Annotated in this window: 18 protein-coding genes and 1 pseudogene; 10 read left to right on the forward strand and 9 right to left on the reverse strand. The window is 61.6% G+C overall.

The window, feature by feature from the left end; translation table 11 throughout:
• The first annotated feature begins 10 nt into the window (after nt 1-10).
• The 3 genes from CLU92_RS05090 to CLU92_RS05100 all read left to right on the forward strand — a co-directional run bounded on the left by CLU92_RS05090 (nt 11) and on the right by CLU92_RS05100 (nt 2,801).
• Nucleotides 11-256 carry a hypothetical protein gene (locus CLU92_RS05090; protein WP_143452540.1) on the forward strand — a complete coding sequence of 82 codons (246 nt, stop codon included), beginning with the start codon at nt 11-13 and terminating at the stop codon, nt 254-256.
• Between the two features lie 230 nt (nt 257-486).
• Nucleotides 487-2,145: a PAS domain S-box protein gene (locus CLU92_RS05095; RefSeq protein ID WP_101481001.1), complete on the forward strand. Its 1,659-nt coding sequence runs from the start codon at nt 487-489 to the stop codon at nt 2,143-2,145.
• Nucleotides 2,142-2,801 (forward strand): response regulator transcription factor, encoded by a 660-nt coding sequence (locus tag CLU92_RS05100; RefSeq protein WP_101481002.1) that lies wholly within the window; start codon nt 2,142-2,144, stop codon nt 2,799-2,801. The genes CLU92_RS05095 and CLU92_RS05100 overlap by 4 nt, the downstream gene beginning before the upstream one ends.
• Before the next feature lie 60 nt (nt 2,802-2,861).
• Here the strand turns inward: CLU92_RS05100 and CLU92_RS05105 are convergent, their stop codons facing one another.
• Nucleotides 2,862-3,692, reverse strand: a complete 831-nt coding sequence (locus tag CLU92_RS05105) for a helix-turn-helix domain-containing protein (RefSeq protein ID WP_101481003.1) — start codon at nt 3,690-3,692, stop codon at nt 2,862-2,864.
• Nucleotides 3,693-4,011: 319 nt separating this feature from the next.
• Between CLU92_RS05105 and CLU92_RS05110 the strand changes: the two genes are divergently transcribed.
• Both CLU92_RS05110 and CLU92_RS05115 read left to right on the forward strand, forming a co-directional pair.
• Nucleotides 4,012-4,650 carry a response regulator transcription factor gene (locus tag CLU92_RS05110; protein ID WP_101484499.1) on the forward strand — a complete coding sequence of 213 codons (639 nt, stop codon included), beginning with the start codon at nt 4,012-4,014 and terminating at the stop codon, nt 4,648-4,650.
• A 234-nt stretch (nt 4,651-4,884) separates the two neighbouring features.
• Nucleotides 4,885-5,250 (forward strand): annotated as a pseudogene (locus tag CLU92_RS05115) (thymidine phosphorylase); the annotation flags it as partial.
• Nucleotides 5,251-5,291: 41 nt separating this feature from the next.
• Here CLU92_RS05115 and CLU92_RS05120 read toward each other — a convergent pair.
• The 4 genes from CLU92_RS05120 to CLU92_RS05135 form a co-directional block, all read right to left on the reverse strand.
• Nucleotides 5,292-5,735: a universal stress protein gene (locus CLU92_RS05120; protein ID WP_101481005.1), complete on the reverse strand. Its 444-nt coding sequence runs from the start codon at nt 5,733-5,735 to the stop codon at nt 5,292-5,294.
• A gap of 70 nt (nt 5,736-5,805) precedes the next feature.
• Nucleotides 5,806-6,639 carry a Crp/Fnr family transcriptional regulator gene (locus CLU92_RS05125; protein WP_101481006.1) on the reverse strand — a complete coding sequence of 278 codons (834 nt, stop codon included), beginning with the start codon at nt 6,637-6,639 and terminating at the stop codon, nt 5,806-5,808.
• A gap of 2 nt (nt 6,640-6,641) precedes the next feature.
• Nucleotides 6,642-7,337 (reverse strand): Crp/Fnr family transcriptional regulator, encoded by a 696-nt coding sequence (locus tag CLU92_RS05130; protein ID WP_101481007.1) that lies wholly within the window; start codon nt 7,335-7,337, stop codon nt 6,642-6,644.
• 83 nt (nt 7,338-7,420) lie between these two features.
• Nucleotides 7,421-7,849 carry a hypothetical protein gene (locus tag CLU92_RS05135; protein ID WP_143452541.1) on the reverse strand — a complete coding sequence of 143 codons (429 nt, stop codon included), beginning with the start codon at nt 7,847-7,849 and terminating at the stop codon, nt 7,421-7,423.
• A 311-nt stretch (nt 7,850-8,160) separates the two neighbouring features.
• Between CLU92_RS05135 and CLU92_RS05140 the strand changes: the two genes are divergently transcribed.
• Nucleotides 8,161-8,805: a SagB/ThcOx family dehydrogenase gene (locus tag CLU92_RS05140; RefSeq protein WP_208327735.1), complete on the forward strand. Its 645-nt coding sequence runs from the start codon at nt 8,161-8,163 to the stop codon at nt 8,803-8,805.
• Between the two features lie 36 nt (nt 8,806-8,841).
• Here the strand turns inward: CLU92_RS05140 and CLU92_RS05145 are convergent, their stop codons facing one another.
• The 4 genes from CLU92_RS05145 to CLU92_RS05160 form a co-directional block, all read right to left on the reverse strand.
• Nucleotides 8,842-9,210, reverse strand: coding sequence for a hypothetical protein (locus tag CLU92_RS05145; protein ID WP_101481009.1), 369 nt, complete (start codon nt 9,208-9,210; stop codon nt 8,842-8,844).
• Nucleotides 9,211-9,380: 170 nt separating this feature from the next.
• Entirely contained in the window at nt 9,381-9,851 is a 471-nt protein-coding gene (locus CLU92_RS05150) for a pyridoxamine 5'-phosphate oxidase family protein (RefSeq protein WP_101481010.1), read from the reverse strand.
• Between the two features lie 408 nt (nt 9,852-10,259).
• Nucleotides 10,260-10,904, reverse strand: coding sequence for a BON domain-containing protein (locus CLU92_RS05155; RefSeq protein WP_101481011.1), 645 nt, complete (start codon nt 10,902-10,904; stop codon nt 10,260-10,262).
• A gap of 85 nt (nt 10,905-10,989) precedes the next feature.
• Nucleotides 10,990-11,829 carry a universal stress protein gene (locus tag CLU92_RS05160; RefSeq protein WP_101481012.1) on the reverse strand — a complete coding sequence of 280 codons (840 nt, stop codon included), beginning with the start codon at nt 11,827-11,829 and terminating at the stop codon, nt 10,990-10,992.
• A gap of 232 nt (nt 11,830-12,061) precedes the next feature.
• Between CLU92_RS05160 and CLU92_RS05165 the strand changes: the two genes are divergently transcribed.
• The 4 genes from CLU92_RS05165 (at nt 12,062) to CLU92_RS05180 (ending at nt 19,396) form a co-directional block, all read left to right on the forward strand.
• Entirely contained in the window at nt 12,062-14,314 is a 2,253-nt protein-coding gene (locus CLU92_RS05165; RefSeq protein ID WP_180338433.1) for an AAA family ATPase, read from the forward strand.
• Nucleotides 14,315-14,700: 386 nt separating this feature from the next.
• On the forward strand, nt 14,701-16,272 hold the full coding sequence (locus CLU92_RS05170; protein ID WP_180338434.1) for a phage tail sheath C-terminal domain-containing protein: 1,572 nt from the start codon (nt 14,701-14,703) through the stop codon (nt 16,270-16,272).
• A gap of 20 nt (nt 16,273-16,292) precedes the next feature.
• Nucleotides 16,293-16,772: a phage tail protein gene (locus CLU92_RS05175; protein WP_257560979.1), complete on the forward strand. Its 480-nt coding sequence runs from the start codon at nt 16,293-16,295 to the stop codon at nt 16,770-16,772.
• Nucleotides 16,769-19,396 carry an AAA family ATPase gene (locus CLU92_RS05180; RefSeq protein ID WP_101481015.1) on the forward strand — a complete coding sequence of 876 codons (2,628 nt, stop codon included), beginning with the start codon at nt 16,769-16,771 and terminating at the stop codon, nt 19,394-19,396. Before CLU92_RS05175 ends, CLU92_RS05180 begins: the two co-directional genes overlap by 4 nt.
• The last annotated feature ends 21 nt before the right edge of the window (nt 19,397-19,417 follow it).

Genomic DNA, 19,417 nt, shown 5'->3' on the forward strand with positions numbered 1-19,417 from the left:
GAAGCTCTCCATGCATGCAGATATCTGGATAGTTCGGAACGGTAGCGATTATCTCTTGTTGCATGGCCATTTGCGCCTGCATTCCACCTTGAACGGCGAGGGTGCCGCCTATGTCGAGGTGGCGGACGAAGGTATCGTCAAGATCACCTGCGTATCGGGCTGCCTTCAGGTCGATTCCGGCAATGCGCTGTCACCACTTTGTGTCCAGGGGGCAACAGTCAAGGCCCTGGGCGAAAACCTGCCCAACGCTTGGTGACGGACAGCGGCCTGGCGAGCCACAGCGCCGGGCGATCACATCGATCCATGCGGGTTATTCTGGCCGCATGTTGTGCAAAAAAACGGCATATTTTTTTCGCGACTATGACTGAGCTCGCTATTGCGCTAATATAAATTAGATTGCTTGTTAGTACATTCCATCCATGAACCTTGCCAAGATGTGATGCGGCAGGGGGACAACTTGCTAACGATGGATATGGTTAACGAATTATGTGCGCGAAGCGAAGAAAGTATTTTGCCGCTCCCTTTCAGACTGAGCAATATTGGCACTCATTGCGTCAGCATGCGGAGCAGCGGCTGAAATTACAACAGGGATCGTCCAGGCGTCTCTCTCATGAGCGTTATCCCGCGTCGCTGCAAGCAGTGCGGCGAGAAATGAGCGTGCGGGAGATCGAGCTGGAAATGCAGAACGATGAACTGCGCGCCGCCCAGGCCGCATTGAAGAATACTGGCGAATTGTATAACCGCCTGTACGACCAGGCGCCCGTCGGCTATGTCAGCATGGATGCCCGCGGCATCATCATCCAGTCGAATCTCACCGCTTCGGCCTTGCTGGCCATTTCGCCGGAAATGCTGCCTGGCCAGCCGTTCACGCGTTTCATTGTGCCGGATGACCAGGATATCTTTCACTTTTTACGCCAGCGCCTCCTCGCTGGCACCGCATCGTGTTCGGCCGTACTGCGCATGAAAAAGGGCGAGGGTGCCACATTTTCAGCGATGGTGGAGGCCAAGCTGAGCCAGGAACATTTTGGGCCCGGCGTCGTGTTGTTGGTACTCAATGATATTACCGAGCGCACCGTGGCGGCGGCACAGTTGCATGCCAGCGAGGAACGTTTTCGCGGTGTGTTTGAAAACGCCACACTGGGCATGATCATTGCTGACATGCATGGCAGCTGGGTCAATGTAAACCGGGCGCTGTGCGAGATGCTGGGCTACACGGGGCCGGAACTGCTGGCGAAGGGATACCTGAAACTGACGCACCCCGACGACGTGGACAATAGCGTGCAGTTCGGGCGGCGCCTGTGCAGCGGCGAGATCGGCAGCTATCGCATCGAAAAACGCTATGTGCACAAGGATGGCACTGCCATCTGGACCGTGCTCAGCGCCACGACGGTATGCGATGCCACCGGGCTTACCCGGCAGTACGTGGGTTTGGTGGAAGATATCAGCGTGCGCAAGCTGGCATTGGAAACGCTGGAACTATCGCATGAGAAACTGCGCCAGTTCATTGCCCACCAGGAGCGCGTGAAGGAAGGGGAGCGTATACGGATTGCCCGGGAAATGCACGATGAACTCGGTAGTGTATTAACTGGGGTCAAGGCCCACCTTTCCGTTGCCCTGATACATGACCAGCGCAATGGCGGCACGCTGCAACCCCGCCTTGACGATGCCTGTTCCTTGCTCGATACGGCGACCGCCGCCGTGCGCAGGGTGATTACCGAACTGCGCCCCAGCGTGCTCGACCAGCTTGGTGTCTGGGCAGCGCTGGATTGGCACGCGGAGGAGGTCTGTGCCAGGGCGGGACTCATTTGCCATGTCCGCCTTCATCCTGAAACTGTTCTGCTGGAGATCGACCCCGAGCGCAGTACCGCCTTGTTCCGTATCTTGCAGGAAGCGCTCACCAATGTCGTCCGCCATGCCGGGGCAACGCGGGTGGACGTGCGCGTCAGTCATGCCTACTCATCGATCCGGCTGGAAGTGGAAGACGATGGCAGGGGCATGGATTGCGAAAGCCTGTTGACGGCCAACTCCTGGGGGCTGGCGGGCATGCGGGAGCGCGCTCATCATTTTGGTGGCGATATCCGTTTCATGGCGGTCGAGCGTGGCACCTTGCTGGTTTTGCAGTTGCCGATACGGGGGGGCGCATGAGAAGCGGAAAAATCAGGGTGCTGCTGGTGGACGACCATGTTGTCGCCCGCAACGGCATTCGGCTGATGCTGGGCACGGATGATGGCATCGAAGTTGTGGCCGAGGCCGAAACTGCGCGTGCGGCATTGTATCTGCTGCAGTCTCAGCAATTTGACCTTGCCATTGTCGATATCGGACTCCCCGATCAGAACGGTTTGCAATTGCTGAAGCAATTTCGCCGGGAGCAACCACGCCTTGCCGTGCTGATGCTTTCCATGTATGCCGAGACGGTGTACGCCGTGCGGGCCCTGCAATACGGCGCTGCCGGCTATCTGACCAAGAACTGCAACGCGTCCGTACTGCTCGGGGCGGTACACAAGGCTGCCTCCGGAGGGAAGTACATCAGCTCGGCAGTGACGGAAGATCTCGCCGACATGATCAGTGGCAGCAGGATGGCCTGGCACGAGAAACTCTCGGACCGCGAGCTGGAAGTCCTGCGCCTGCTTGCCGCCGGCGAAGACCTGGCTGATATCGCGCAAATATTGCATTTGAGCATTAATACCGTGGGGACTTACCGGGCGCGCCTGTTGGAAAAGACGCGCGCCAAGAACAATGTGCAGCTGACGCGCTTCGCCATCGAACATGGCGTCGGTCCGCCGATTCTTGGCGGCGCTTAGCCTGTGCGCCGGCACCGATGCAAGGCCGCTGGATCCGGCACTGCATCGATGTGGCGCTGCTCAAGCCTGCTTCGCTGTCCTTGAAATGGAGGCCAGTATCGCCGTGGTGTGCTCCGTGAGCGATTCCATGCCTGATACTGTTTCCATGCTTTCGCCGTTGGCCAGCGCCGCGATGGCGGCATGATTGAGGATATGCAGGTCTTTGCCGTCCGTGCTGATCCAGCCCTGGCGGCGGAACTTCGACATCAGGCGACTGACGCTTTCCATCGTCAAGCCGATATAGTTCCCGATGTCTTCACGTGACATCAGCACCGTGAAGTCGTAGCGCGAATATCCCCGGGCCGCGAAACGGTTCGACAGATCCAGCAGGAAAGTGGCAAAGCGCTGCTCGGCCGAGCTGCCCAGGAAGCGCATGACGCGCTGGTCGCGATTGATTTCCTCACTCAAGATGCGGTGGAAATGTTGTTGTAGTGCTGGAATGCTGGCGCACAGGATCTGCAGCTGGGCAAAGGGAACTTCGCAGACCTCGCTATCTTCGAACGCCATCGCATTGCTGTCATGAATGCCGGTACTGATGGCGTTCATGCCGAGAATTTCGCCTGCCATGTGAAAGCCCATCACATGCTGCTTGCCATGTGCGCTATCGCGGAACGTCTTGAACTGGCCGCCGTGAATAATGTACAGGCAATGAAAGGGTTCGCCTACCCGTATCAGCAGCTCATTGCGTTCCACCCAGTGGCGTTTGCCGATAATTCTGTCGAGCTGAGCGACGCCGCGCTCGTCCAGGCCAAATGGCAGGCAGCGCAGCTTCGAACTGCATTTCGCGCAGGTATTGTTTGCCGTGTAGTTTTTCTCTGGCAACGATTGACAGGTCGAGAGTTGGACGTTCATGGGATCCTCTTATTGCTGTTCATGGTTTGCATTGAGCGTCTTGTGTTTCTGATTACATTGTTTGCTACATGCTTAATAGTATGTGCGCACGCAAGCACCGTGCATATAAGACTTAACCCCTGCCTCGCGTAGCAATTTCCTCATATCGAAGAGTAGGGGAATCCCTGCAAGCATCCTTGGCCCCCTACGCATGGGCTTTGTTTGCCGCGCAGGCACGCCGGTTTCAGCCTGGCGTTGACGCCGCTTGCCGTTGGGCGCAGAATCAAATGCATGAAAATCATCGATTCACGCTAGGCTAGGCATGTTCAGGACGTCGGTCATGGAAGCGAAAAACATTCGGGTGCTCTTGGTTGACGACCATGCCATCGCGCGCAATGGCGTGTCGCTGATGCTGGGCACGGCAACGGACATTTGCGTTGCCGCCCAGGCGGCATCCTTTGACGACGCGAGCGAACGTATTGCTTCCGAGGAATTCGATGTCGCCCTCGTTGACATTGCCATGCCAGGCAAGAGCGGTTTGCAACTATTGCAAATGCTGCGGTTGACCAGGCCGCGCATGCCAGTGGTCGTACTGAGTCATTACTCGGAGGAAGTCTATGGCTTGCGGGCGCTGCATTTGGGGGCAGCGGGCTACCTGACCAAGGATGTTTCAGCCGACGTGCTGGTGCAGGCCGTGCGCAAGGTGGGATCTGGAGGGAAATATGTCAGCGAGGCAATGGCGGAGCGGCTGGGAATGCTGGTTGCGCAGGGACCGCTGGGTGCGCACGAGAATCTGTCCGAGCGCGAATTGCAAGTGTTCCAGCGCATCGCCGCTGGCCAGTCGCTGGTGCAGATCGGCACCGCATTGAATTTGCGCCCGAATACCGTCACCAGTTACCGTGCACGCGTTCTGAAAAAGATGAAAATGGCATGTAACGCCGATTTGACCCGCTATGCGCTGGAACTTGGCATGCTGTAGGCTAGTCAGGGCTCTGTCGGCAGGGAAGCCGCGTCACACGCGCGCCATGGGACGGGACGTTCAGTAGCGACTGAACGTTGTGCTGCTGACTTGGGGGCAATGCTGCAACTGACGTTTTTGGGCGCGACGGGGACGGTCAATGGTTCGCAATATCTGCTCACCAGCGGGAATGAGCGGATTCTCGTCGATTGCGGCCTGTTCCAGGGGTATAAGCAGTGACGCTTCGGCAGAAGACGCGGCATCGGTCCGGCGCGCGAAGCGCTCGACGTGCTGGCCGTGTTGCAGAATCACAGCGGTGGGCCGGATGACTTGCGCCAGCGGGCGCTGGCCGCAGGCTTGCTGGAGCTCGCCGGCAAGGCGTCCCAGGGTGCCGGCACGGTCATGGCCATCGACAACCGACTGCTGGCCCGGACAGCCAAGCTGGCCGGCGCACCCAAGACGCCGGCGGCAGGCATGGTATTTCATGCGCCGCTAGGTACGCTGGTGGCGGTGGGGCAACCGCTGTTTACCTTGCACGCAGGCTCCCCCGGCGAACTCGCGTATGCGCTTGCCTATGCACAGTCGCAGGATAATCTCATCACGATCGGCGAGGCGGGGTAGGCGCCGGTCTGGCCGGCGCTGGACCAGGCTTCCGCGCGTGCTCAGGCGGCACGAAAGACCAGCACCGGCAGAGGGCTGTGCACGAGGACTTTGTGTGTTTCGCTGCCCAGCAGCACGCCTTTCAAGCCGAATTTGCTATGCGTCCCCATGGCGATCAGGTCGCAGCCGTTTGCCTCGGCCGTCTCGAGTATTTTTTCGTGGGGGTGATCGGAGCGCGTCAGGAAGGTGCCACACTCGACACCGGCTTCGCGCGCCTGCCCGCAGACGAAATCGAGCACTCTCTTGCCGTTCTCCATGCTTTCGTCCAGATAAGTTGTGCGGGTCGCCTCCAGCATCTCCGTATCATGGCTGAGGACGTGAAAATCCGGCACCACATGCAGCGCGGTAATGCGCGCGCCGCACGAGCGCGCCAGCGCGATGGCCGACAGCAGCGCAGGCCTCGAGGCGGGCGAACCATCCGTTGGAACCAGTATGTGCTTGAACATGGTGCTCTCCTCAAACTTGTTGTGGTGCGTCCAGTGTGACGTTTATACTGCAGAGTAACCATGATCCTGATCATTCTGGCGACAGCAAATGTATGCCTGGCATGGGCTGCCACGCCGGGTGATGGTCGGTATTGTCGCTTGCCGTACTCGCACTTCCTTTCGATGCAGGATGCTGCCCTGCGGCAATCTGATGCAGGCCAGGGCGGTCGAGCAGGCGAAGCTGGCGATATCTGACGGAGATGATGCCGAGCTCCTGCAGGCGCGAGATCATGCGCGTGACGGTGGCATGCGTCAGGTCAAGATAGTCGGCAATCTCCTTGCGCGACAAGGCAAGGTGCAATTGAGGCACGTGGTCGTTCTGGTCGCCGCCTTTCCAGGCCTGGTGCGACAGGAACTGCGCGAATTTCTGTTCCGCATAATCACACCGGACCAGCAGGCCCAGCTCCTGCTGTTGCCCCAATTGCTTGCTCAGCCGCCATTCCAGCGAACGCGCAAGTCCAGGAAAGTGCCGCGCCGCTTCAATGAGTTGGGGATAGGAAAACTCGCACACTGTGCTGTCGCAGAGCGCCGTCGTTGAGTCGGTGTAGCGATCGAGGTCGAGGCTGTCGAGTCCCAGCAGGTCTCCTTCACTGGCGAACCTGGTAATACAGGGTTTTCCATGCTGGTCTGCCTGAAAGGACTTGAACTGGCCACTGCGAATGGCATACCAGCGACCGCGCACCGGTTCATTGACACCTTGCAAGGCATCGCCCCGCACCAGGTGATGCTGCTGCAGCACCAGGCCGCTGACCCTGCCGCAGTCCGCGTCGCTCATGTCTGCTGGCAAGCATACGCCGCGCGTGCTGCACTCGGAGCATGGAAGAGGAGAGGCCGCATCGCTGGCGGAACTGGAGGTCTCGTACATGATTAGCTCGTCGAAGAGTGGCTGATGGCAAAGGGGGAGCGGGCAGCATGGGGTGAAGCTGGGTGCGCGGCAGTGGCGATCGTTTCCATTGCGCCGGCATCAAGGAGCACGATATAGCGGTTTTCCAGCAAAATGAGACCGGCTTGCTTGAAGTGATGCATGACCCTGCTGACGCTTTCCGGCGACAGGTGCAGGTAGTTACCGATGTCGCAACGCGACATGGGCAAGCGATAGCATGGCGGCGTGCCTTCCAGGCGGGTGTGCCTGGCCCGCTCAAGCAGAAAAGCGGCCAGTCGCTGCTCGGCCGTGGCCTGATGCATTTGCACTGTGCCTGCGCGCATTTCCCGGATGCTCAATGCGAGCAGGTGGTGCAATATGGTCAGCTGCTGGCGCAATATGGCGTAGCTGATCACATACACTTCGCTGTCTTCCAGCGCCACGGCGGTACAGGGATGCCAGTCAAGCCCGATACTGTCGAGCGCAAGGAAATCCCCGCGGGCAGGGAAACAGGTGATTTTCCTTGCCCCCGTCTCATCCGTACGATAGTGCTTGAAACTGCCGGCGTGTATGAAAAACACGCAATCGGTGACGCGATCTCCAGAACGATACAGGCTGGTATTGCGCCTGATCCACTGGCGCTGCCCACCGGCGATGTGATCGGGAAACCCGCGAGCGGCAGGTGTAGTGTCATTGTGCATTACGTCCTCGCTTGCCAGGGCGCGCGAACCAGCCGCCTGTGCACTAAGATAGTCAGGGAAACCATCGCCTCATGCTCCCGCCGCTAGCGGTCCGGCATTGCGCAGTCGTTGAGCGACAGGGACACGAATGGCCCCGCTTCCACGCCGGTCTGCAGCCCGGTGCCCAGTTTGAAGAAGGCGGGAGCGCTCCAGCTGCCATTCTCCCGCTTGCGCAGCAGTACACCGGTGCCGCCGCTGGCGCCGAAGGCCAGCGTGGCGCGGCGGCAGGAGGGCAGTATGAAGACTCCTTTCGACCAGCGCAGCGCTTCCGTCATCAGCGTATCCTTTTCCAGCAAGGCCACAGCAGTGCGCGCGTTGTCGACATGCTCATTTGCCGTCGCTTGCAACTGCACTCTTGCGATTTCCTGGTCGGACGCAAGTCCATCCTTCGGCTGGGTTAGGGCGAGCATGGGAACGCAAGCGAGCAGGATGCCGCACAGCACGCTGCCAAGCGGTTTTATATGGGCAATCATGGCCTTACTCCTGTTTTAGGGGGGCAACTGCCTTTCACACTACAGGCAGGCAGCCACCGCTTGCCATGATCTGTATCAATACCGCGCTTGAATAGTGTTGTGCAGCCCCTGTGCCATCCGCGATGGCTGTCACCCGGGCAAGGTCTGCGTCTGCCGATTACCGTCGCTTTTGATATCGATCATTGTTCGGACAGACAAGTGGAAATTCACCCTTTATAGTGAGCTTGGGTACACGGTTGCCGCTGCCCGCGAACGCCCGGCGATACGGCGACGGGAGCTTGGCCAGCCGATTTTCAGGTAATGGAGGGGAAGTGAAGAAAAATGCACTGACAAGCGAACCTTTGCCGTTGATGGGGCCGGGTACGTTCGAACTCGATGCCGATATCAGTGCCCTGGGCATGGCCCTCATCGAGGTGTTGAAATTGCGCCAGTCGCAGCGCGAATTCAGCGAGCACGAGCTGTCCTGGTACCGGCTCTCGCGCCTGCTGTGGGCCGCCGATGGCTGCAACCGCCCCAGCACGGGCCATCGAACGGCGCCATCCGTTTGCAATGCGCAGGAAATTGAGATTTATGTCGCCATGTCCAGCGGCCTGTACCGATATGATCCGGTGGCGCCATCACTGCGGCAACTGAGCACTGTCGATATCCGGGCCGTGACGGGGAAGCAGGATTTCGTGGCGACGGCGCCCGTCAACCTGCTGTATGTCGCCAATTTGTCGCGGATGCCGCCCGAGGAGCAGGCCAGGCAGTTGCTGTTTGCCGCCCTCGACGCCGGTCACATCAGCCAGAACGTGTACCTGTTTTGCGCCGCCGAGGGCCTGGCGGTGGTATCGCGTGGCTGGTTCGACCAGGGAGAGCTGGCCGCGGCCATGGGCTTGGCGGATGGACACCACGTGATGCTGGCGCAATCGCTTGGCCATCCGCTGGCTGTCGCGGCGCCACCGCGCTACTCCTGAGTGTCGGGGCGGCTGGGGAGGGCATGCGGCACCTGACTAGGACGAGCCGATTTTCTGCCACTGCTTGTAGCCGTCATAGAGGGTCGAACTGCCGCCTTCCACCAAGGTGCGTTGCATGTCCAGCAGGATGGCGAACAGATTCACGCGGTAATCATCGCCCAGTGTGCATTGCGCTTTCAAACTGGCAGCATCGAACTCGTACAGGTGGGCGACGCCTTTCTCTTGCACGCGCTGGAGCAGCGTGTTCATGTTTGCCTGTGACAAGTCTTGCAGGTAATGCAGTGTCAGGCGCGCGGCGTCTGCGCCATTGTCGAGTGTGTGCTCCGCCATCGCATGGTAGTGATCGAGCAAGCTGCTGCTGCCCGAAGTGAGCAGCTTGGCAAAGTTGATGTTGATGTCGGGCATGTTGGCTCTCCGGCGTAGGCGTGTCGCGGCACGCAGGGTTTGCTGCGGGAAACGCAGTGATGACGTCAGTGTAGTAGCCGGCATCCGCAGCGGAAGGCGGTGAATTGATGCGTATCAAGCGCGACATTAATCTGCCATGCCCAGGCGCAAAGCCGGTGACGCGCCATGTATCAGCTGACAGCAAATAATTCGGTGTTGCCGAACCCCAGTTCATAGTTCAGCAAGGAAATGACGCTTGGCTTGATGCGCAGGAAGACGAGGCCAGGCCACGGCGCGGCCGTGTTGGCCCCCATGACGTCGCGCAGTTGGGGAAAGCGAAACAGCATCAGGTCGGCCACCTGCTCGTTTTCGCTGGCATTGTCGACCAGGGTTGCCGTGCCCGCCATGGAAAGGCCGCGGATATGCTGCCAGTCATGGTACGGGGGCGTAATGGCCAGAGAGACCTTGTCGTGCTGCCGGATATTATGCGCTTTCTGGCTGTTCAGGCCGATGCTGCAATACAGCGTCAGGTCGTCGTGCACGTAACTGACCACCGTCGTCTGAGGGTAGCCATCCGGACGCACGGTGGCCAGGGCCATGTCCGGCGTGGCTGCGAGTATATCGGCAATGAACTGGCGATGGGATGAGTCCAGCGGCATCATGATGGCTCCTTGACGCAATGCACGGTGGGCGCACTGGGCCCGGACTTTGATAGTAGTAAGTTGCACGGTGTTTGGCAAGGCGCCAGATCATGTGCCTGCGATGTTGCCCGGCCGGCGTGCCGCAGACGCCAGCGACTTTGTAGCGTTAATGTGATATGCCTAAAATTGCCAGGAAGGCAACGTTATCGCGACGCGCTACAGTGGACGGGTGGCGGCGCGAACATGCTGCTCAGACTACATCAAGGTGCGGCAGCCATGACTCAGCGTAATCGCAAACGGCAGGCGCGTATCGAGCAACTGGAGCAGGAGCCGGGACACGATGGGCGGCAGCGGGAAACCGTAGCGCCATGCGCACTGAAGGGCTGCCGAATCCTCGATGCCGGTGTCCCGCCCATATGGGCGGACGCTTCAGTTGCCAACCTGAAGCTGGTTCGTGACGGCAGTGATGCCAGGCGCCATCCAGGCCGCGCGCTCGACCTCGTCGCGTTCAGTCCAGGAACGTACCTTGCCGCTCAGGATGACCGCATCGCCATCCGCCTCGACCTTGATGCCGCTGGCCTCGATCAGGGCGCTGCGCTTGAGGGCTGCCTGGATGCGCGCCTTGATATCGGCCGGGATGGCCTTGTGGCTGATATCGATGGCGCTCTCGATGCTGCGTATGCCATGGACATGGCGCAGTGCCAGCTGGGCGTGCTCGCGCTGGTAGTTCCAGTCAACCGTGCCTTCCAGCCTGACATGGCCATGCTCGACGATGACCTTGATCGTTTTTGACGACACGGGCAGTTGCAGTGCGATGGCGGCGATGGCATCGTGGGCAATTTCCGCGTCCAGCCGCGAGTGGGGGCGCACCTCGATGTCATTGGCCACGCCCAGCACGCCAGCGAGGCATTGCGCGTCGCGCTCGGCGTGCAGCTTGTGGCTGTAGGCATGCACAAAGCCCGACAGCGTGACGACACGGTCGTTGACCGAGACGCCGATGTGGCTGGGATTAATGCGTGCATCCCACAGTAATTCCTGTTCGACTTGCGCCTTGATGTCGTTGTCGGTGATCATGAGTGTGCTCCCTGGAGGATGAAAAGGCGCTTGCTGCCTGCGCCTCGGCATCAGCAGTGCGCAAGCGGCCGGGCGGCGACGCCGCTCAATGGCCCAGCAATACCGGCAAGCGTGACTGGCTCAGCAGGCTTTGCGTCGTCCCGCCGAGCACCCATTCCTGGAAGCGGCTGCGGCCGAAAGCCCCTGCCACAATCAGGTCCGCGCCGCTCTCCTGGGCCAGGCGGCACAATGCCGTACCGCATTCTTCGGTGGTTTCGCTGCGAATGACTTCCGCCCGCACGCCATGGCGCACCAGGTAGGTGGCCAGGTCGGCTCCTGGCTCCTGCCCATGCTGCGCATAATGCTGGCGCGGGTTCAGGACGACGATTTGCACACGCTGCGCCCGACGCAGCAGCGGCAGCGCGCCAGCCACCGCGCGGCTGGCCTCGGCAGTGGCATTCCAGCCGATGACGATGGAGCGGCCGGGGATGGTCACCGGGCCATCGCCATCGGGTATGACCAGCAAGGGACGGGCGCTGTGCAGCGCGAGATACGCGGGCAGGCGGGTCGACCAGATGAGCGACCGGTCGCTCAGGTCGCTCTGGCCCGTAATGAGCAGATCACAGTACAGCGATTGCAGTATCAGTGCGTCGGCCGCGCTGCTATCTTGAAAGCGGGTTTCGTACGAGGCGACGCCGAGCTGGCGGCAGCGCTCGTCGAAGCGGGCCAGCTGTTCCCGCGCCGCGTCGCGCAAGGGCTCGTGATCGATCGGCGGGGGCGGCGCCAGCGTTACCGCCCCGTAGACCAGGTAATCGAGTTGCGGCCCGCCGCTGGCCACAGTGCCTATCAAATGCGAGTCGGCTTCGCTGGCGAGTGCCGCCGCCACTTGCAGGCGCCGTTCGAAACCGGAAAACTGGTCGGCATACATCAGGATGGTTTTGTACATGGTGGCCTCCAGAAAAGACTTACGATACGTGTTTCAGCCTTGCTTGTAATGAGCGCCAACTGATCCAGGTCAAGCCAGCCATCAATTCATGGGTTTTGGGAACTGGCGCCGGGCAAGCAGTGATCCGGATCATGTTTTCTGGCGGAGTAGCCATGCTAGGATCACTGCCGGAAAGCTGATGCACAGCAAGAAGTGGCGGTTTGCCCGAAGCGTCTGGCCCCAGGAGGAAAGCATGTTGACCGATGCTCAAGTCAAGCAAAATGTAGAGCATGAACTCAGCTTTGTTGCCCGGATAGGGCCGCCTTCCATCGTGGTGTCCGTCAATCACGGTGTCGTCGCCTTGTCGGGACGCGTGCATTGTTTTCCCGATAAGATGCGGGCCGGGCGCTGTGCCGCAGGCATGGCCGGGGTGGCTGGCGTGCTCAATAACATCGAGGTGGCGCTGTTGGGCGAGAAGCGCCCGGATGCGGACCTGGCGCGCGCGGCGGTGGCGGCCGTCAAGGCGCAATTTCCCAGCTCCGCCGACGCCATCGCGGTGCTGGTACAGCACGGCATGCTGCGGCTCGAAGGGACGCTGTGCTGGAACTATCAGCGCAAGCGGGCCGAGGAAGCAGTGTATGCCTTGTGCGGGGTGCGCGGCGTCGAGAACCGCATTGCCCTGGCGCCCGCAGGCCCTTGCAGTGAAATACGATGGAAAAGACGGCTGCCTTCCCATGTCAATGGCGACATCCATGCTCTCCGGAAAAACCCGGCCGCGCAGGCCAACGCTGTGCGATTCGGCGACAAGGCAGCCAGGCAGACCGGTGTACTGCCCCTCGTCGCGCAGGGGCCGATGCACATGCCGCAAAGCGAGCAGCAGTGGCCGGATAGCAGGCAAAGCCACGTGGAGGAGTACGAGGTTTTGCGGCAAACCAGGCTATTGCGCCGTCTGGCCCATCGCCTCGACAGCGAAGGTGCGCCGGTGCAGGTCATCGTCACCGATATTTCACGCATCATGCTGGTGGGCGACCTGGCCTACAAGTTCAAGACGGCCCTGCATCGCGACGTGCTCGATTACAGTACCCTGTCAGCGCGGCGGTATGCATGCGAGGAAGAGTTGCGCTTGAATCGGCGCCTGGCGCCGGAATTGTACCTGGGCTTGGCAAGCATTACCGGTACGCGGGCCTGTCCCGCCATCGACGGCGAGGGCCCGGTAATCGAGTACGCCGTGCGCATGCGTCGCTTTGAGCAGTCCGCCCTGTGGCAGGCGCGCTTGAATGCCGGCCAGTTAGGCGTGGATGAAGTCAGCGCTCTTGCGTTGTTGCTGGCGGATTTTCATGCGGGCGCTGCGCGGGCGACACGCCAGTCGCCCTGGGGCAACGGTGCATTGATCGTTGCCCGCACCCACGAGGATGTGGCTGGCATTGCCGCCGTACTCGACGACACGCGCCAGCGAGCCATGCTCGACGAGATTGCTGCCTGGTTGACGCGGCAGGAGCAGGCCCTGGCGCCGCTGTTTACCCGCCGCAAGGCTGATGGCTGGGTGCGCGAATGCCATGGTGATTTGCATTGCAGCAACATCCTGACCCTGGCCGGACAGGTTCGCGTGTTTGACGGCATTGAATTTAACACCGCATTGCGCTGGATCGACGTGGCGCAGGACCTGGCGTTTGCCTGGATGGACTTGCAATGCCAGGGCCGCCGCGGTCTGGCCGCCCGCTTGCTGAACAATTATCTGGAGCGTTGCGGTGACTACGGCAGCCTGGCGCTGCTGCCGTATTACCGGGTGCAGCGGGCACTGGTGCGCTGCAAGGTGTTCCTGTTGCGCTCCCGGGCTGGCAGCCGTGGACGCTCTGCGGCGTTGCTGCAGGCGCAGCGCTATCTGGCCTTCGCGCATGCGTGCATCGCACCGGCCTCGCCGGCGCTGCTGATCTCCTGCGGACTGGCCGGCAGCGGCAAGTCATGGCTGTGCAATGCGCTGGTCGAAGGGCTGGAGGCGGTGCGTATGCGCTCGGATGTCGAGCGCAAGCGCCTGTTTGCGGGGCCGGCCGCCACCGGCACCACAGCTTCGCCTGCGCAGGGAATGTATGACCAGGCCTGTAACGCAGCGACCTACCGGCGGCTGGCGCAGCTCGCACAGCAAGGGCTGGCGGCCGGCTTCGTGATGGTGGTGGACGCCACTTTCCTGGAGCGCCGCCGGCGCCTGGCCTTTCGCGCCTTGGCGCGCCGCAGCCAGGTGCCGTTCCTGCTGCTGCACGTCGATGCGCCGCTGCCCGTGCTGGCGTCCCGTCTGGCCTCCCGTGCGCGAGCCGGTACCGACCCATCCGATGCGGACATGGCCGTTCTCGCCGGCCAGATCGAGCGCTGCGCCGGTCAAGGCTTGCGTCCGGACGAAGCGGCTGACGTCATCGAGATCGCCAACGGTCCCGAATTTGACGCCGCAGCGTTGGCGTTGCTGGTGGAACAGCTGCGCCAGGCCTTGCTGCGGCGCGCCGCAGCATACTAGCCGCATCGGAACACGACATGATCTGCCTCCACGGGAGCCGTGTGGTGTGAACTGCTGAAGCGGCTCCGACGCCCATCCACTGCGACTTGACCCGGCGCCCACGGCCCGGAAGCGGTGCGCTGAACGCGAACAAGCGCCGGGGGGGCGGTTGATCTACGCTCTGTTTGCGCAATGTCTCTTTTTAACTGTGGATACAGCAATATTCTTTTAATTTATTAAAAAGCAAAATTTCATATTAAAATTACTACTTGATTGCCAGGGCTGTGCCAACTTGGCTAGTCACGAATCACTGACACGGTGATTTTTGCCGTTGTTATTTGTATGTTGATAGTCAGCTTGCGGCCGCCGCGACAGCCTCCAAGCCCAGTATCGGACAAGGAGTGATGATGCAATTGAAGACCCCCGGCGTGTATATCGTCGAGCAGGATGCATTTCCCAATACGGTCATCGAGGTGGCCACGGCAATACCGGTGTTTCTTGGCTACACCGAAAAGGCTGTCGATGGAGCGGTTCCCAAGGCTGGCATTCCCACCTGTGTAGGCTCGCTGCTGGACTATGTGCGTATCTTCGGCGGCCCACCGGTGCCGAGGTTTTCGCTGGCCCCCAGCGTCGGCCAGGAGACCCTCACCGCCGCATTGGCGCAGCAGTTTTTCCTTTATCACGGTGTGAAGCTGTACTTCATGAACGGCGGCGGACCGGCCTACGTGCTATCGGTGGGAACTTTCGCCAGCGTCAAGGCTAATGGCATCCAGGCCTCGGATTTCATGCCGGAACCTGATCCCGCTAGTGATAGGGTAGCACCGTTCGATGCCTTGGAAAAAGTGCCGGAGGTGACGCTGATCGTGGCGCCAGACAGCACCCTGCTCGATAGCGCAGACGATTGTTACAGGTTCTGGCAGGCGGCGCTCCAGCATTGCAGCACGATGCAAAGCCGCATGGCGCTGATCGACATCCATGCCGGCGGCATGAAACGTAGCCATGACCCGGACGGTGATGTTATTTCCGGCAAGAACGATGGTTTTCGCGAGAAAATCGGCAGCAATTTCCTCAATTACGGCGCAGCCTATTATCCGTGGCTTAATTTTGATGTCGTTGACGCAGGCAGCATTAGCTACGACAACCTGACAGACGCAGGGCTGGCGGTGCTGGCTGACGCGCTCAAGGGCGAACTGGCGGCGATGAAGCCGCAACCCTCCGCGCAGATGCAAGTCCGCATGAGCACCCTGTATGCCGCCATCCGACTGCGGCTGCCTGCCGACACCGCTCCGCTGCCAGCCGGCACGGAAAGCCGCACGGCGGTCATCGCGCGCGGCCATCAGCAGCTCATGCAGGTGAGTTCCCTGTACCAGCGCGTGGCGGCCGACATGCTGACGCTGGCCAACCAACTGCCGCCTGCCTGTGCCATGGCTGGCGTGTACGCGCAGACGGATGCAAACAGGGGCGTGTGGATGGCGCCGGCGAACACCAGCATCGTGGGGGCGGTCTCGCCGATGGTGGATATCTCGCAGGACGACCAGGAGGATCTGAACATGCCGCTCGACGGACGGGCGGTCAACGCGATCCGCACCATTCCCACGCGTGGCCTGGTGGTGTGGGGCGCCCGCACGCTCGATGGCAATAGCGACGACTGGCGCTACATCAATGTGCGGCGCACGCTGCTCATGATGGAGCAATCGATCAAGAACGCGATGCTCGCCTATATCTTCGCGCCCAACGTGGCTACCACCTGGGTGGCGGTGCAGAACATGATTTCCAACTTCCTGATCAACTTGTGGGCGCAGGGTGCGCTGGCCGGCGCCAAGGCGCAGGATGCGTTCAGCGTCCAGGTCGGTCTGAACAGCACCATGAGCAGCGACGATATCCTGAACGGCTATATGCGCGTGTCGGTACGCGTGGCATTGGTCCATCCGGACGAATTCATCGTGCTGACATTCCAGCAGCAACAGCCGGTTTCCTGAGCGCTTATTGAGGAGTCATTATGATGGCAGGTGAAGCGCAAGACGCAGGCATATGGCCGTTGCCGAAGTTCCATTTTTCGGTGGACATCGGCGACATGAAGGACCTGGCGTTCCAGGAAGTGAGCGGATTGGAGGCGGAGGCGCAGATCATCGAGTACCGCGCCGGCAACAGCAAGCAGTTCTCCGGCGTGAAGATGCCCGGCATCGCCAAGTGCGGACATGTCACGCTGAAGAAAGGCGTTTTCGCCAGGGACAACAGCTTCTACGCCTGGTACGCGCAAATCTCGATGAGCCTGATCAAGCGGGTAACGATGGTGATCAGGCTGCTCGACGAGAAGGGCAACCCGACCATGGTCTGGACCTTGCAGAATGCCTGGCCTACCAAGGTCAGCGGCACCGACCTGAAAGCCGACGGCAACGAGGTGGCGGTCGAGACGCTGGAAGTCACCTACGAGAGCCTGGTCATTGCTGTTCCGCCGCCACCCGGGGGCGCCGCATGAATGTTTCGCCGCTGGACGGCGAGACTGACCTGGTGTCGATGACGGTCATGCTGAACGGGCATGCCATGTCAGATGACTATGTAGTCGAATGCATGCACGTCACGCGCGAGGTCAATCGCCTGGGCACGGCCCGCATCGTGCTCGCCGACGGCGATCCATCGATGGGGGGATTCAAGCTCAGTACGGCAGACACGCTGGCACCCGGCGTGATGGTGGAGGTCAGAATGGGCTACCACCAGAACACCAGCACCGTGTTCAAGGGCATCATCGTCAAGCACGGCGTGAGGATGGACCAGCAGGGCCGTTCGCAGCTGGTACTGACCTGCACCGACAGCGCCGTCAAACTGACGGCGGGCCGCAAGAGCGCCGTGTATCGCGGCCAGTTCGAGGCCGATATCTGGCGGGCACTGCTGGAGGCGCAGGGGCTGACGCTGGTGCAGGGCGGGGCAGCCGGAACAGGGGAGGGTGCGGTGGCCGGACCGTCGGACCTAGTGCGCTATGACAGCAGCGACTGGGACTTCATGCTGGCCCGCGCCGAGGCTGGCGGCCTGGTGCTGCTGGTGGACGACACCGAGGTCGCCATCGGTGCGCCGGTGCATGCCGACAACGGCTGCGGGCTGCTACTCGCCTATGGCGTGTCGATGATCGCGTTCAATGCCGAGATCGATGCGCGCAACCAGCTCAGCGCGGTAAGTGCCGGCGAGGTGCCCGGCGCAGGCGTGCGCGGTACGGTGAGTTTCCAGGGCAACGCACTGGCGGTGCCGGGCAAGACCATCAAACTTGCCGGACTGGGTGGGCGCTTCGACGGCGACGTGTATATCGCCCGTGTGGAGCACACGCTGGAACAAGGTAACTGGGTGACCGAGGTCGCTTTCGGCCTGCCGCCGCGCTGCTTCGCCAGTGACGACGCGCAGGTGTATGCCCCGGCCGTGTTGGGCTTGCAGGTTGGCAGCGTGCAGCAGATCGAAGCCGCCCCCCAGGGCCAGTTGCGCGTCCGTGTCAGCTTGCCCATGCTTGACGCCGAAGACAAAGGCGTGTGGGCACGGCTGGGCACGCCATACGCGACGGACCAGGGCGGGTTGACGGTATTGCCGGAGGATGTCAGGAAGATCACCACCATCAGCACGCCGGGCGGCCATACGCTGGTGCAGGATGATGACGGCCAGTCAAACACCATCACCGACTCGGATGCGAAGATGGTGGCCATGTCGAAGGAGGGCGTGGTCCAGTGCAGCAAGACCCGGCTGCCCCTCAGCGCCGACGGGGACAGCGAGATCACGGCCGCCAGGGCGCTGGAGGCCGAGCTGGCTTGGCTGGATGGCGTCATCGCGTCGTCGATGGCGCATCATTTCCAGTGCGCCGACGCTCCTTGCATGCTGGAGCCGCCCACCTTGCCGGCGCACGCGCCGTATGCCTTGGCGTTGCACAAATGGGGGCTGAGTGCCGAGGAGCGGCTGGTGCTGATACTCGCGCTGGCGCCGCATGTGCGTCCGCAGGCGCTGGACAGTTTTCTGATTCGCAACGCCAGCCTGGATTTGCCGTTCAGCGAATTCGGCGGGCAGGGCGGTAGCCACCGGGGCTTCTGGCCGACAGCCGAGACCGCGTCATTTCTGCTGGCCGGCGACCGGCTGGCGGCACGCGTGGCCACGCAGCGCCTGTTCGGCGCCGGCGCGCCGCTGCGCAGGCTGGGCTTGCTGGCCTGGGATGAGTGGCCAGCCGACGGCGCTGCGCCCCGGGCCCTGTTCAATCACCCGCTGACACTGGGACGCGATGCGCTGTCGTTGCTGGTCACCGGAGAGTCTTGGCAGCCCGACTATGACGGCGACTTTCCGGCCCGGCGCCTCAGTACCACCTTGGACTGGGACCAACTGGTGCTGGCGCCGCAGCTGCAGGACCAGGTGGACGAAATCCGCGCCTGGATCGAACACCGCGACACGCTGCTGCGTGGCTGGGGATTGGAGCGGCGCATCCAGCCGGGCTTCCGCAGCCTGTTTTATGGCCCGCCCGGCACCGGCAAGTCGCTCACCGCCGCGCTGCTGGGCAAGCAGAGCGGCTTGCCGGTGTACCGCATCGACCTGTCGATGGTGGTGTCGAAGTATGTCGGCGAGACGGAGAAAAACCTGGCGCGCGTGTTTGAACAGGCCGAGCAGCAAGACTGGATCTTGTTCTTCGACGCGGCTGATGCACTGTTCGGCAAGCGCAGCGGCGGCTCCGGCGTCAACGGCCGCTACGCCAGCGAGGACGCTGCCCGCCTGTTGCAGCGGATAGAGGATTACCCAGGCGTGGCCATTCTGGCGACTAATCTCAAGGACGATATCGACGAGGCCTACGCGCGGCGCTTCCAGTCGATGCTGCATTTCCCGATGCCGGACCGCGCCGAGCGCCTGCGGCTATGGCAGGACGCCTTTGCGCCGCCGTGCCGGTTGGCGCCGGACTGCGTGCTCGATGTGCTGGCCGATGAATTTGAACTGAGCGGCGGCGCCATCATCAACGTGCTGCGCTACGCGGCGTTGGCTTGCCTACGACGCGGCAGCGAGGAGATCGGCATGGACGACGTACGCCAGGGCGTGCGGCGCGCGTTGCGCCAAGACGCTTGCCTTCCCCTTCTGGAGAAACGATGTTAGGGCAGAGCGTTTCCTGAACTC

The sequence above is a fragment of the Janthinobacterium sp. 61 genome (assembly GCF_002846335.1).
GTDB lineage: Bacteria > Pseudomonadota > Gammaproteobacteria > Burkholderiales > Burkholderiaceae_D > Janthinobacterium.